Source organism: Bradyrhizobium sp. WSM4874 (assembly GCF_055811835.1).
In genome coordinates this window covers 26,424-40,447 of the sequence record NZ_JBVVPR010000008.1, presented here as the reverse complement: position 1 = coordinate 40,447, position 14,024 = coordinate 26,424, and the positions used below count along the sequence as shown (strand labels likewise).

At 64.3% G+C, this 14,024-nt stretch carries 12 protein-coding genes; 3 read left to right on the top strand and 9 right to left on the bottom strand.

Going from position 1 to position 14,024, the window contains the following annotated elements:
- Window positions 1-23 precede the first annotated feature (23 nt).
- Complete coding sequence (locus AC0L3P_RS10600) at window positions 24-239, bottom strand: hypothetical protein (protein ID WP_007595236.1); 216 nt, start codon at window positions 237-239, stop codon at window positions 24-26.
- Between the two features lie 110 nt (window positions 240-349).
- Between AC0L3P_RS10600 and hemE the strand changes: the two genes are divergently transcribed.
- A complete protein-coding gene (gene hemE, locus AC0L3P_RS10595) occupies window positions 350-1,384 on the top strand; it encodes a uroporphyrinogen decarboxylase (protein ID WP_275171443.1) in 1,035 nt (344 codons plus the stop codon).
- Between the two features lie 216 nt (window positions 1,385-1,600).
- Here the strand turns inward: hemE and hemC are convergent, their stop codons facing one another.
- From hemC to AC0L3P_RS10580, 3 genes are all read right to left on the bottom strand, one after another.
- Entirely contained in the window at window positions 1,601-2,581 is a 981-nt protein-coding gene (gene hemC, locus AC0L3P_RS10590) for a hydroxymethylbilane synthase (protein WP_275171442.1), read from the bottom strand.
- 102 nt (window positions 2,582-2,683) lie between these two features.
- Window positions 2,684-4,309: a GMC family oxidoreductase gene (locus AC0L3P_RS10585; protein ID WP_473301823.1), complete on the bottom strand. Its 1,626-nt coding sequence runs from the start codon at window positions 4,307-4,309 to the stop codon at window positions 2,684-2,686.
- Window positions 4,310-4,364: 55 nt separating this feature from the next.
- The gene (locus tag AC0L3P_RS10580; RefSeq protein ID WP_275171439.1) at window positions 4,365-4,955 is read right to left on the bottom strand and encodes a TetR/AcrR family transcriptional regulator; all 591 of its coding nucleotides are present in this window, start codon (window positions 4,953-4,955) and stop codon (window positions 4,365-4,367) included.
- Window positions 4,956-5,055: 100 nt separating this feature from the next.
- Here AC0L3P_RS10580 and AC0L3P_RS10575 point away from each other — a divergent pair, with 100 nt between their 5' ends.
- Together AC0L3P_RS10575 and AC0L3P_RS10570 are read left to right on the top strand one after the other, a co-directional pair.
- Window positions 5,056-5,421, top strand: coding sequence for a nuclear transport factor 2 family protein (locus AC0L3P_RS10575; protein ID WP_275171438.1), 366 nt, complete (start codon window positions 5,056-5,058; stop codon window positions 5,419-5,421).
- A gap of 352 nt (window positions 5,422-5,773) precedes the next feature.
- Window positions 5,774-7,735: a putative bifunctional diguanylate cyclase/phosphodiesterase gene (locus tag AC0L3P_RS10570; protein WP_473301822.1), complete on the top strand. Its 1,962-nt coding sequence runs from the start codon at window positions 5,774-5,776 to the stop codon at window positions 7,733-7,735.
- Window positions 7,736-7,826: 91 nt separating this feature from the next.
- Here the strand turns inward: AC0L3P_RS10570 and AC0L3P_RS10565 are convergent, their stop codons facing one another.
- From AC0L3P_RS10565 to pgm, 5 genes are all read right to left on the bottom strand, one after another.
- Window positions 7,827-8,879, bottom strand: coding sequence for a SphA family protein (locus AC0L3P_RS10565; RefSeq protein WP_473301821.1), 1,053 nt, complete (start codon window positions 8,877-8,879; stop codon window positions 7,827-7,829).
- Between the two features lie 343 nt (window positions 8,880-9,222).
- On the bottom strand, window positions 9,223-10,203 hold the full coding sequence (locus AC0L3P_RS10560; RefSeq protein WP_473301820.1) for a PDR/VanB family oxidoreductase: 981 nt from the start codon (window positions 10,201-10,203) through the stop codon (window positions 9,223-9,225).
- Window positions 10,204-10,213: 10 nt separating this feature from the next.
- On the bottom strand, window positions 10,214-10,966 hold the full coding sequence (locus AC0L3P_RS10555; RefSeq protein ID WP_473301819.1) for a GntR family transcriptional regulator: 753 nt from the start codon (window positions 10,964-10,966) through the stop codon (window positions 10,214-10,216).
- 6 nt (window positions 10,967-10,972) lie between these two features.
- A complete protein-coding gene (locus tag AC0L3P_RS10550; RefSeq protein ID WP_198957655.1) occupies window positions 10,973-12,022 on the bottom strand; it encodes an aromatic ring-hydroxylating dioxygenase subunit alpha in 1,050 nt (349 codons plus the stop codon).
- Between the two features lie 288 nt (window positions 12,023-12,310).
- Entirely contained in the window at window positions 12,311-13,957 is a 1,647-nt protein-coding gene (pgm, locus tag AC0L3P_RS10545) for a phosphoglucomutase (alpha-D-glucose-1,6-bisphosphate-dependent) (RefSeq protein WP_473301818.1), read from the bottom strand.
- Window positions 13,958-14,024 lie beyond the last annotated feature (67 nt).

Here is a 14,024-nt window from a genome sequence, read left to right as displayed (position 1 = left end):
TCGGAATTCGGCGCTCCCCGCGGCTAGCTGAAGATGGCCTTAACCTTGTCCCAGAGCGAAGGATTGTCGGCCTCCGCATCGGCCTTCGAGGGCGTCGGCTGGGCGGCGCTCACGGGATCGGAAGCGGGGAATGTATCCTTCAGACCGGCGTCGAGCTTGGCGTGGCGATCGGCGGCGAGCGCTTCGTGCAGATCGTCGGCGTGCTTGTCATGCGGCGCGGGGTTGAATGTCTCGGCCATGGTCTCGTCCTCCGTTGGCTGGTCAACGCGGTCCAATTGCGCTTGGTTCCCCTGTTCCGCTCCGGGCCGCGGCGGTGTATCAGGAGCCGTAACCATCTTCAGGACCGTTCGTGCCCCAGTTTGCGACAAAACCGTTCATCGACGTCCTCTCCGGCCAGCGGCAGGTCATTCCGCCGGTCTGGATGATGCGGCAGGCCGGCCGTTACTTGCCGGAATATCGCGAGGTGCGCGCCAAGGCCGGCGGATTCCTCGATCTCTGCTTCAACCCGGAGCTTGCCGCCGAGGTGACGCTGCAACCGATCCGGCGGTTCGGCTTCGATGCGGCGATCATCTTCTCCGACATCCTGGTGATCCCTTATGCGCTCGGCCGGTCCGTGCGCTTCGAGGTCGGCGAAGGTCCGCGGCTCGAGCCGCTGGATGATCCCGCCAAGGTCGCAACACTGGCGAAGCACGCCGATTTCGGCAAGCTCGCGCCGGTGTTCGAGGCCCTCAAGATCGTGCGCGGCGCGCTCGATCCCAAGATCGCGCTGATCGGCTTCTGCGGCGCTCCGTGGACGGTGGCGACCTACATGGTCGCCGGCCAGGGTACGCCCGACCAGGCACCGGCGCGGATGATGGCCTACCGGCATCCGGAGGCGTTCGCTGAGATCATCGACGTGCTGGTCGAGAACTCGATCGAATATCTGCTGGCGCAGCTTGCGGCCGGCGCCAACGCCTTGCAGATCTTCGACACCTGGGCCGGCGTGCTGCCACCCGCCGAGTTCGCGCGCTGGTCGGTCGAGCCGACCCGGCGCATCGTCGAAGGCGTGCGCGCCAAGGTGCCGGACGCGAAGATCATCGGCTTTCCGCGCGGCGCCGGCGCGCAATTACCCGGTTTCGTCGAGGCGACCGGTGTCAACGCGGTCAGCATCGACTGGACCGCGGAGCCGGCCTTCATCCGCGAGCGTGTGCAGAGCAAGGTTCCGGTTCAGGGCAATCTCGATCCGCTGGTGCTGATCACAGGCGGCGCCGCACTCGACCGCGCGGTCGACAACACGCTGGCGAATTTTGCGCAAGGGCGGTTCATCTTCAATCTCGGCCACGGCATCCAGCCGGAAACACCGATTGCCCATGTCGAGCAGATGCTGAAGCGGGTTCGGGGCTGATTATTTTGCGCCTGGGGAGCGGAAAAACAAAAAAGCGCGAAAACAACCCCATGCACAGTAGAGAGGCCACGCCCGATCAATGACTTAGGGCGGACGTAAATCAGGTGCGCCGTCATCGCATCAGATCGCGCCAACATTTGACCCGTCGGGCAAAACAGGCGCATGATGGCATCATCGCAGCGCTGCCCCCGTCGTCATGCGAACCTGCGGGAAAGCTTAGCGCGGCCGGCTGCGCTCGATGATCTCGGCGGCGCCCTTGGCCAGCAGATCCAGTCCTACCGCACGGCCGAGTTCGCGTGGGCGATTGGCGGGGCCCGACCGCAAGGCTTCGATGATGGTGTTCCCGGAGAGATCGAGCACGGACGCGGTGAGCGACATCTGATCGCCCGCAATGGTCGAAAAGCCCGCCACCGGCGAATTGCAATGGCCGTTCAGCACCCACAGGACCTCGCGCTCGGCATCGGCAGAAGCGTGTGCAGCGGGATCGTCGATCGATGCGAGGATGCGACGCGTCTGCCAGTCCTGTGCCGCGCATTCGACGGCGACGATGCCCTGCCCCGCTGCCGGCAGCATCTCCGCTGCGGTAAACTCGTAGGTGATGCGCTGCGAAAGGCCGACGCGGTCGAGGCCGGACCGCGCCATGATCAGCGCATCCGCAGGCCCCACCGCGCCGCCATCCGGCAGGCGCTGCTTCTCGGCATTGTCGAGTTTTCGCACGCGCGTATCGGCGGCGCCGCGGAAGTGGATGATCTCGACGTCGGGAAACAATCGCCGCGCATAGGCGGCGCGGCGGACGGCGTTGGTGCCGATCTTGAAACCCTTGCCACGTGATTGACGCAGCGCCTCCAGCGTCACGCCATCGCGCAGCACAAGCGCGTCATTGGGAGGATCGCGCGACAGCGTGGCGCCGATCACGAGGCCGGGCGTGTCTTCGTTGCCGGGCATGTCCTTCAGCGAATGCATCGCCGCCTGGAGTTCGCCCGACAGCACGGCGGCGCGGATCTGCGCCACGAAGGCACCGCCCTTGCCGCCATGGGGCAGCAGCTTGCTGGTCTGGTCGAGATCGCCCGTGGTGTCGAACTTGACGATCTCGACGTCGAGATCGGGCATGGCAGCGGTCAGGCGGCGCGCGATCTCTTCCGTCTGTGCCAGCGCCATCGCGCTCTTGCGTGTGCCGATCTTGAATCGCGTAGCCAAGCCCTGGTCCCTTTCAACGCACGTCATTCTTTTGAGCATCATCTTATCGGAAAACCGGTTTCCACTTTGCGCTAACGCGGCCCTCCGGGTCCGGATCATGCTCTACCGCGCATCCTCCAATATCAAGTCGGAGGCCTTTTCGGCGATCATGATGATCGGCGCGTTGGTGTTCCCCGATACGAGATCGGGCATGATCGAGCCGTCGACGATTCGAAGCCCTTCGAGGCCCCTCACCTTCAGCCGCTGATCGACCACCGCGAGCGCATCATTGCCCATACGACAAGTCGAGGTCGGATGGTAGATGGTGCTGCCCCGTTCACGGCAATAGTCCAGCAGCTCGGCATCGGTGGCTACCTTCGCTCCGGGATCGTACTCGTCGACCACGAACGGCTTCAGCGCCGGCGCATGCAATATCTTGCGCAGGATCTTCAGACCTTCCACGTTGGTGGTGCGGTCGGTCTCGGTCGACATGTAGTTGATGCGGATCTCCGGCGGCACTGTCGGGTCGGCGCTTTTGATGCGCAAGGACCCGCGGCTTTCGGGACGCAGTTGGCATACCGACGCCGTGAAGCCGGAGAAACCATGAAGCTTCTCGCCCATCTTGTCGGTCGAGAACGGCAGGAAGTGGACCTGGATATCCGGCGAGGCCAGCCGCGGACTGGTCTTGAAGAAGGCGCCCGCCGTTCCGGCCGCGATCGTCAGCCAGCCTTTGCGGAACAGCGCATAGCGCGCGCCGGCCATGGTGCGGCGGAGCGGATGATTGACGGTGTCGTTCAGCGTGATCTTCTGCGAGCAGCGCATCACGATGCGGACCTGCATGTGGTCCTGGAGATCGTGCCCGACGCCCGGCGCGTCCAGCACGACATCGATACCGTGCTTGCGCAGGAGGTCGCCGGGTCCGACGCCGGAGAGCTGGAGCAGCTGCGGCGAGTTGTAGGCGCCGCTCGACAGCACGACCTCCTTGCGCGCGCGGGCGCGGCGCAAATTGGCGCCCTGACGGTATTCAACACCGACTGCGCGGCGGCCCTCGAACAACACGCGCTGGCCAAGCGCGCCAGTTTCGATCTTGAGATTGCCGCGGGCCTTGGCGGGGCCGAGATAGGCCACCGCCGTCGAGGCGCGGCGGCCATTGCGGGTCGTGGTCTGGAACAGGCCGACGCCTTCCTGGGTGGCGCCATTGAAATCAGGATTGTAGGGCAGACCGGTCTCGACCGCGGCATCGATGAACGCCTTCGACAGCGGATCGGTCACGACCATGTTGGAGACCGGCAGCGGGCCGCCGCTGCCGTGATATTGATCGGCGCCCCGCGACTGGTTCTCGGCTTTCTTGAAATAGGGCAGCACGTCGTCATAGCCCCAGCCGGCGTTGCCGCGCTGACGCCATCTGTCGTAATCCTCGTGCTGGCCGCGGACGTAAAGCAGGCCGTTGATCGAGCTCGATCCGCCCAGCGTCTTGCCGCGCGGCTGGAACACCTCTCGGCCCTTCAGCTCGGGCTCGGGCTCGGTCTGGTACATCCAGTTGACGGTCTTTTCCTTGAACAGCTTGCCGTAGCCGAGCGGCACGTGGATCCAGATGTTGGAATCCTTCGGGCCTGCTTCAAGCAGCAGCACGCTGTGCTTGCCGTTAGCCGATAGCCGGTTGGCGAGTACGCAGCCGGCAGAGCCGGCGCCGACAATGACGTAGTCGAATTCAGGGTCGGAGGGCGTCAGGGAGGAAGTTGCGTTCATGCGCTACTGTTCTTTTTGTTGGTGGGGACGTTTCCAGTGTCACCACTTAGCACGATCATGCAGCGACGCGCAGCGCCTCGACCAGCGACCTGAACGCACGGGCATATTCCGCACCTGCCCTTGCGATATCGGCGCGTCCGGCGCAGGCGACCGCGGCCTCCGTCACCGCGCCCAGCAGCAGCCGGGCCAGCGGCTCGACCGGCTGCCGCGCGATCAGGCCGGCCTCCATCGCCGCCGCAATCGCGCGCGGCAGCTTGCCGCCGAAATGTTTGGCGTCGATCTCGCGCCAGCGCTCCCAGCCGAGCACGGCCGGGCCGTCGCGCAGGATGATCTGGCTGGTCGGGCCCTTGGCGGTCGCGGCGAAATAATGCTGGGTGCCTGCGACCATCGCGGCAAGCACGTCCTTCTCGGCACGGGCCGTGCTGTCGATCTCGGCGACGAGATCGCGCGAGACCTGGTCGAACACCGCTTCGAACACCGCCTCCTTGGTCTTGAAGTGATGATAGACCGCGCCCTTGGCGACGTGGGCGGCTTCGGCGATCTCGTCCATAGTCGTCGCGACAAAGCCTTGCGTCCCGAACAGGCGGCGCGCCGCCGTCAGGATCGCCTCCGATGTCGCTGCGCGCCGCTCCGCCTGTTTGGCCATGGGTCTGCTGTAGTCGAAACGGACGAGGACAGCCAGTTGACTTTTCGACCGTCGGTCGGTATTTACCGACTATCAGTCGGTTTTACTCGAGAGGTGCGCCATGCCGAGCCGTGATGTCGTCGAAGCTTTCGCCAAACGATTGGAGGACGGGGATTTCGTCGGGGCGATCCTCGACTATTACACGCCGGACGCCGCCACCTATGAAAACCAGGCCGAACCTCTGGTCGGACGCGACAAGCTCGCAGCCAAGGAGCGCGGCGTGCTGGCCGCCTTCAAGGAGGTCAAGGCGGTGCGGATCGGGCCGAGCCTGATCGAAGGCGATCATGTTGCCACGCGCTGGACCTTCAGCTTCACCAATGCCGAGGGCATCATCCGAACGTTGGATGAGATTGCCTGGCAGACATGGCGCGGCGATCAGTTGATCGAAGAACGATTCTACTACAATCCGAAACAGTTGGGGCGGTGATCTCGCCCTTGCTGACACCGGTGTCATCGCCCGGCTTGACCGGGCGATCCAGTACTCCGAGACGATTGTGATTGATCCGATAGGCCGCGGCGTACTGGATGCCCCGCCCCAGTGCACAAGTGCGCACAAGGCGGGGCATGACAGTGGAATTGTTGGCGAGCAACGGGCTGCCGTCACAGCCGTAACGCGGGGCACCGCATTTGTATCGATTTGTTATCGATACGACGTCACGAACACGCAGAAGTGGTCACAGCAATCATCGCAAGCTCGGATAATTCATAGTTCGTCAAAGGTTCGCAGCGAATTCTCCTGACCGGGCCGGACAAGCGGCCCATGCTGCTAGGCTCTGGAAATGCGGACTCAAACGACCAGCTATGTCGCGCGGCTGTTCGCTGGCGATCTGTCGGCCTTTGGCGGTCCTGTAACCGACGAAGCCGTCACCGGCCATATCCGCGCCGAACAGATGTCGCTGGTGCTCGGCTATTCCGTCGGCATCATGCTGGCCAATGCCTGCAACGCCGCGGTGCTGGCGATCGCGCTGTGGCAGTCGCCCGACCGGATTTTCGCGCTGATCTGGGCCCTCGCCGTGGCCGGCGCTGCCATCGGCTTCGGTCTGCAATCCCACGCCGCGCGCCGCATCACCAAGCCGCAATTCGTCTCGCGCCGCGCCATGCACCGGCTCGTTCGCAATGCCCTTCTCCTCGGCGCCGCCTGGGGCATCGTCCCGGCCGCGTTCTTTGCAGGCGCCTCGACCGGCGGGCAGCTCGTCATCACCTGCCTCTGCTCGGGAATGCTGGCCGGCGGCGCGCTTGCCTTCGCCACGATCCCGATCGCGGCCATCGCCTTCACGGCGCCCATCTTCCTGGGGATCGCGATCTGCCTCGGCAGGAACGGCGACCTCGCCTTCCTGCTGATCGCCTTTCTCGTCGTGGTCTACGGAAGCGTGTTGTTGCGCGGCGTGTTCGTCAATTCATTCGCGTTCGCACGGCGCGTGATGCGGCAAATCGAGGCCGAGCGTTCGGTGCGGCAGGACCCGCTGACCCATCTGCCCAATCGCGTCGCCTTCAACGAAACGCTCGATGCAGCCTTGAAGCGGCTCAGCCTCTCCGGCGAGGAGTTCGCGGTGCTTCTGCTCGATCTCGATGGTTTCAAGGAGGTCAACGACAAGTTCGGCCATCCCGCCGGTGACGAGTTTCTGGTCCAGATCGCGAGCCGTCTGCAACGCTGCACCCGCGCGGCCGAGCATGTCGCACGCATCGGCGGCGACGAGTTCGCCCTGGTGATGGCCAATCTGGCGCGCCCCGAGGATGCGCTCGAAATCGCCGAACGCTTCGTCGCGGCCTTCGACGAACCGTTCCGGATCGAGGGCCGCGAGATCGTCGGCGCGACCAGCGTCGGCATCGTGCTGGCGCCGCGCGACGGCAGCACGCAACTCGACATCATGAAGAACGCCGACGCCGCGCTCTACCGCGCCAAGAAGGCCGGGCCGGGCACGGTGTGCTTCTTCGAGCAAGCCGACGACCGCTCGTCCCGCGACCGCAAGGCGCTGCAATCGGATCTGGAAGGCGCCATCGCCAGGGACGAGCTGTTCCTGGTGTTCCAGCCCTTTCTCGACCTCGACGGCAACCGCATCACCGGGTTCGAGGCACTGCTGCGCTGGCAGCATCCCCAGCGCGGGCTGGTGCCGCCGAGCGAGTTCATCCCGATCGCCGAGGAAACCGGGTTGATCCACGAGATCGGCTATTGGGTCGTCCGTCGCGCCTGCGCGACGGTTGCCGAATGGCCCGAAGAGATCAGGGTCGCCGTGAATTTCTCGGCCGCGCAGTTTCACAACAACGGCCTGCTCCAGATCATCGTGCAGGCGCTTGCGGACGCAAAGGTCGCCCCGCACCGCCTGGAGATCGAGATCACGGAATCGATGCTGTTGTCGAAATACGGCTCCGCCGCGTCGGTCCTGAACGCGCTGCTGGAGCTCGGCGTCACCGTGGCGCTCGACGATTTCGGAACGGGTTTCTCCTCGCTGACTTACCTGCGCAAGCTGCCGTTCAGCCGCATCAAGATCGACCAGTCCTTTATCCGCGACATGCTGGTGCAGCCGGACTGCGCCGCAATCGTGAAATCGGTGATTGGGCTGGCGCGCGACCTGCGCATCGGCGTGGTCGCGGAAGGCGTCGAGACCGCCGACCAGCTCGAATATCTCCGCCAGATTAGTTGCGACGAGGTGCAGGGCTATCTCATCAGCCGGCCGGTGTCGGCGGATCAGGTTCGAGCGCTGCTTGATCCGAAGAAGTTGCGGGCGACCTACGCGGCGTAGGCGAGCAGAAACGGCCGGCATACGGCCAAAGTGATGCGATTGACCCATTTGACACCGGCCGATCGCAGACGACGTCCGGTTGGCACGAGGTTTATTTCACAACCAGATGCGTCGTGGGTGCTATGGCGGCAGGCGCGGACGGGGAAATGGTGAACGTCAGCCAGGTATTCCATCCTGACGGACGGTTGGCTGCACCGAATTCGCCGTATCCCCTCAGACCAAGGAAGCCCTGCATGTCTGCGACCGGGAAGCTGTACCCGATTTGCGGACCGACACCGAAAACGCGTGACCTGAAACTACCGAGGATCGGGTTCTGGCCGGAATCGTCGGTAATTTGCTGGTAGGCGTATCCGACAATGCCGACGAAAAGCTGCTTCGTCAGGTAGTGCGATGCGCCCCAGTCGAAGTGGAAATCGATGCCGCTCCGGTACTGGGTGTCGGGATTCCTGAAATTGTAGGTCAGGCCGGCGACGCCCGAGATTTCGTTTCCTGCCGCCGGGTCGAAATAGGTATAGCCGCCCCCAATGTCGATCGCGCCGTGCCCGAGCCCGATATTGGGAATCCGCGTCGGATCATAGTCGCCGACGGGAACATTGCCCGTGACGTAAGCCATGTAATTGCCGACGCCATGGTTCCATAGCAGTTCCGCGAACGGTGCGAGGTCGCCGTAGGAGGTAAGCGATCCTTCCAGCATTCCGGTGCGCGTCACCACAATCGGTCCGGCTATCGCAGTCAGCGTTCCGGCGATACTGGTGGCGGCTCTGCCGTACTGGCCCGATATGCCTACGACCAACTGACCGCCAAGCACCGCCGTCGCGAATGTATACGATGGCGTAAGGGCGACCAGATCGGCCCGCCCGCTCAGACTCAGATTCAAATTAACATTGACGTTCGCGGGAATTTTGCCGGCCAGGATCTCTTTGGCTGCAGCAGCACTCCCAGCGGCGGCGACGCTGGAATGGTAATCGATCACACTGAGCGCCCAGCCCGGTGTCTGCTGCATGGCGGCGAGACTCGCAAACTGACCCGGAAACCAGAATGAGCTACCGCCCTGGTCGGCATGCGAAACATCAGCGCAAAGCACGAGAGCAGCCACCGCTGCCGCATAGTTGATGACGCAGCTTCCCGATTTGTTTGATCTCATTGCAAACCTCTGGGCGGCATTGCAACCAGTGGCGGGCTACTGCAAAGCGCCCCGCGAACCGCGGAACCTTAAGTTACGACGGGCATCCAATACTAGGGCACAAGCAGCGTCCAAATCCGTGACAGAATGGTAACAGCGGGGGATATTAGTATTACGGCGATGACGCAGTCTCGGCTCGACCAAGAGTTGCTTACGCTGGAGATGTTTGGCTTCTTTGCCCGAGCGAGGTCTCTTCTTGGCCTCTAGCCATCCGGCTAGGGCGAACTGAACCTGCCGGCCCCAGAAGGCAGGGCGGACAAGGCCTGCCTTCGTGGGGTAAGCGTATGAGGAGACGCCCTACCCCTCAGACCGCATCCGCTCGCAGCAGTGTGTCAACCGTGATGGTGCCCCGCGCGCGCGAAACGCAGGCGCAGATCTTCTGGTTGCTTTGCTTCTGATGGTCGCTGAAGAAGACGTCGCGGTGGTCGATCTCGCCGTCGACGGCGACAACGTCGATGGCGCACAGGCCGCATTCGCCGCGCTTGCAATCGTACATCACGTCGTGGCCGCTGGCGTTGAGGACATCAAGCATCGAGCGCTCGCGCGGGATCTCCAGCTCGACATCGGAGCCTTTCAGACGCACGCGAAATGTCTCGGTCGGCAGCGTGCCGCTGGAGCCGAACGTCTCGTAGCGGAGATCGGGAAGCGGATGGCCGGCGCGGATCCAGGCGTGGCGCGCGGCATCCAGCATCCGCATCGGGCCGCAGAACAGCGCCAGCGTGTCCGGAGGCAGTGACGCAAACAACGCGTCGAGATCGAGCCGGCGACCTTCGCTGCTCGCATGAACCACCAGGCGATCACCCAGCAGGTTTGCAAGATCGTCGAGATAGGCGGCATCCTCGCGCGAACTCACGGCATAGTGCAGCACCACATTTGCGCCGCGCCGCGCCAGCGCCTGCGCCGCACCGAGGATCGGCGTGATGCCGATGCCGCCGGCGATGAGGCAGTAGTTTGGACGCGCCCAATCGACCGCGAGCAGCGACGCCGGCGTCGTGATGTCGAGCCGCGCGCCCGGCTGCAACGACCACATATAGCGCGAGCCGCCACGCGAATCCTCGGCGCGGCGCACCGCGATCCTTAAACCCCGCGACGAGGCTTCCCCGACCAGCGAATAGGACCGCGTCTCGGGCAGGCCATCGATGGTGACGCTGATATTAATGTGGCTGCCGACCGGATAGGCGGCGCCGTCGAACTGGTCCGGCCGGATCAGGAATTCGCGGATGCCCGGTGAAAGATCGCGCGTCGAGACGAGCGTGGCCGGAATCCAGGTCTCGATGAAGCGCATGGCACTCCCCTCAATCGGTTGCGGACTTGATCAGCGCGAGCGCCGGCAGCAGGTCGAGATGGGTCCGATTGCGCAGTGCAAGCCGCAGATTGCGCACCGCGAGCCGCGCATGCTCGCGCATGACCGCTTCGGCGCGGGCGCCTTCGCGGTTCTCGATCGCGTCGATCACGACGCGGTGGTGCTCCTGCCCGATGATCAGGATCTGCTGCGCCTCGGGCAGCGCCGACTGCGCCATCACGAAACCGCTCGGCGAGGCGAACGGCAGCGCCGAGGCGCGATCGATCTGCCGGATCAGCGGCGGGCTACGCGACAATTCCGTGAGCAGAGCGTGGAAGCGCGCGTTCAGCGTGACATAGGCCGAGAAGGCGTCGACCGAGATCGGCACCTGGCGCAGCAACTCGTCGATCGCGGCGAGGCACTCCTTCAGCGGCTCGAGCTCGCGCGCGGAGACGCCGCGCTCGGCGGCAAAGCGCGCGGCGAGCCCTTCCAGCGTGCCTCGCAGCTCGATGGAATCAGAGATGTCGCGCTCGGAGAACGCCTTCACCATGAAGCCGCCGGAGGGAATCGCCTCCAAGAGACCCTCCTCCTCCAGCCGCACCAGCGCCATGCGCACCGGGGTGCGCGAGGCGCCGGTCGTCTCCACCGCCTGGAGCTCGGAGATGCGCTCGCCGGGGCGCAGTAAGCCCGACAGGAGCTGGTCGCGCAGCGCGAGCTGCGCCTTCACGGTCTGCGAGACGGAGCGGTCGACCTCGCGCTCGGCCATGTCGGCTTACTCCGCGGCCTGAAGGTGCTGCGGCGGATTTTCCTTGGCCACCATCTTGTCGATCAGCTTGCGCGTCCACATCGCGCCGGCGTCGATGTTGAGATTGTAGAAGATGCGATCAGGGTTCTCGTCCATCGCGCGCTGCTGCGCTTCGAGGATGAGCTCGTCCTCGTGGAAGATGCCGGAGACGCCCTCGCGGATCTCGGTGGTGATGCGCTGCTCGCCGAGCTGATAATTGCGCACGAAGGCCCAGAAATAGTGGCAGGTCTTCTCGGTCTCCGGCGTGATGGTGTTGAGCACGAAGCCGTTGACGCCCTGCGAGCGGTCGCCTTCTGGCGCGCCGGTGCCGGTCGGCGCCACGCCGACGTCGATCGCAATGGTGCACGGCGCCTCGAAGCGGATGATCTGCCAGCGATCGACAAGACCGGACTTGCCGAGTTGTTTCGCCCAGAACGGCGGCGCCTCGATGCCGCGCATCCAGCGCGTCACCGTCACCGTCTTCTCGCCATGGGTGACGTCGAACGGCGCCTCTGCGACCGCCTCGTTGCCGATGGACGAGCCGTGCACGAACGTCTCGTGGGTGAGGTCCATGAGATTGTCGAGCACGAGGCGGTAGTCGCAATTGACGTGGATGGTCTTGCCGTCGCCGGCCCAGGCCGGGTCGTGATTCCAGTGCAGGTCGGGCACCAGCGCGGGATCGGCCAACGCGGGATCGCCCATCCAGAGCCAGATGTAACGGTGACGCTCGACCACCGGATAGGCGCGGACGCAGGCCGACGGGTTGATGGTCTCCTGCGAGGGCATGAAGGTGCAGCGCCCTTGCGCGTTGTATTTCAGGCCGTGATAGCCGCAGACGACGGTGTCGCCTTCGAGCCTACCCTTGGACAGCGGCACCAGGCGGTGCCAGCAGGCATCCTCCAGCGCGGCTACCGAGCCATCGGCCTTGCGATACATCACGACGTGCTTGCCGCAGATCGTCCGCGGCAGCAGTGCTGGCTTCACATCGGCGTCCCAGGCGGCGGCATACCAGGCGTTCATCGGGAAGGGTTTTGTCACCGGTCTCACTCCCAAAGCTTATGAATACGTTATGTATACAATACCGGAGGAATGGAATCGTTCAAGGGCAGATAAGACGTATTATAATACCTTTATATCTAATCGTGTATACACACCTAATCCGCCGTCATTCCCCGCGAAGGCGGAATCCAGTACGCCGCGCCGGTCATTGGTTCACTCAACTGGCGCCACGGCGTACTGGATCACCCGCTCTCGCGGGTGATGACACCTGTTGATGCGGCGAGTCCTCCCTTGGAGGAGCAGTGGCAGCGGCGCTTGGCTCGACGACTACGCCCCGAATACCTTCGCCAATCCTGCCTGAGCCTCCTGCTGAATCGCCTTCAGGTGCTCGGGGCTGCGAAAACTCTCCGCGTAGATCTTGTAGACGTCCTCGGTGCCCGACGGCCTGGCGGCGAACCAGCCGAAATCGGTTTCGACCTTGATGCCACCGAACGGCTGGCCGTTGCCGGGCGCCTTGCTCAGCGTGGCGCGGACGGGATCGCCGGCGAGATCCTTCAGGCCAAGCTGCTCGGGCGTGACGGACTTCAGGATGTTTTTCTGCGGCGGGGTCGCGGCAACGTCGATGCGCGCGTAATGGGGCACGCCGAACTCGGCGGTGAGGTCGTTGAAGAGCTGGCTCGGATCGCGGCCGGTCTTGGCCATGATCTCGGCCGCGAGCAGGCCGAGGATGATGCCGTCCTTGTCGGTCGTCCACACCGTGCCGTCGCGGCGGAGGAACGAGGCGCCTGCACTCTCCTCGCCGCCGAAGCCGAAGCCGCCCGTGAGGAGGCCATCGACGAACCATTTGAAGCCGACCGGCGTCTCGACCAGCTTGCGGCCGAGTTTTTTCGCGACGCGGTCGATGATCGAGCTCGACACCACGGTCTTGCCGATCGCGGCGTCCTTGCCCCAGTTCGGGCGGTGCGCGAACAGATAGGAGATCGCGGTCGCAAGATAATGGTTCGGATTCATCAGGCCGCCGGTGCGCGTCACGATGCCATGGCGGTCCGCGTCGGTGTCGTTGGCGAAGGCGACGTCGAAGCGGTCTCGCATCGCGATCAGGCTCGCCATCGCGTAAGGCGAGGAGCAGTCCATGCGGATCTTGCCGTCCCAGTCCACCGTCATGAAGCGGAACGTCGGGTCGATCGCCTCGTTCACGACCGTGGCCTTCAGGCCGTAGCGCTCGATGATCGGATGCCAGTAATGCACGGCGGCGCCGCCGAGCGGATCGATGCCGATATTGACGCCGGCGGATTTGACCAGGTCGAGATCGACCACGTTGCCGAGATCGGCGACGTAGGGTGTGACGTAGTCATAGGCGTGGACGTTCGCGGATTTGCGCGCCCTGGCGTAGTCGATGCGGTTCACGCCCTTCAGGCCGTCGGCAAGATAGGCATTGGCGCGCTTCTCGACCACGGAGGTCGCGTCGGTGTCGGCCGGTCCGCCATGCGGCGGATTGTATTTGTAGCCGCCGTCCTCGGGCGGATTGTGCGACGGCGTGACGACGACTCCATCCGCGAGGCCCGAGCTGCGGCCCTTGTTATAGGTCAGGATCGCGTGGGAGATCACCGGCGTCGGCGTGTAGCCGCCGTCCTTGTCGATCATGACGTCGACGCCGTTGGCCGCGAACACCTCGACGGCGCTGACCAGCGCCGGCTCGGCCAGCGCATGGGTGTCGATGCCGATAAAGAGCGGGCCGGTCAGCCCCTTTTCACGTCGGTAATCGCAAATTGCCTGCGTAGTCGCGAGGATATGGCCTTCGTTGAAGCTGGTCTTGAACGAGGTGCCGCGATGGCCGGAGGTGCCGAACGCCACCCGCTGCGCGGGATCGGCGACATCAGGCTTGCCGGCGAAATAGGCTGTCACCAGCCGCGGAACGTTGGTGAGCACGTCCGGCGAAGCCTGCTTGCCCGCCGCGGGATGAACATCAGCCACTGGGTATACCTCGTCCTATCGTAGAATTGCGCGATACCATAGCATCGGCCAAGCCCCCGCCAAGAGC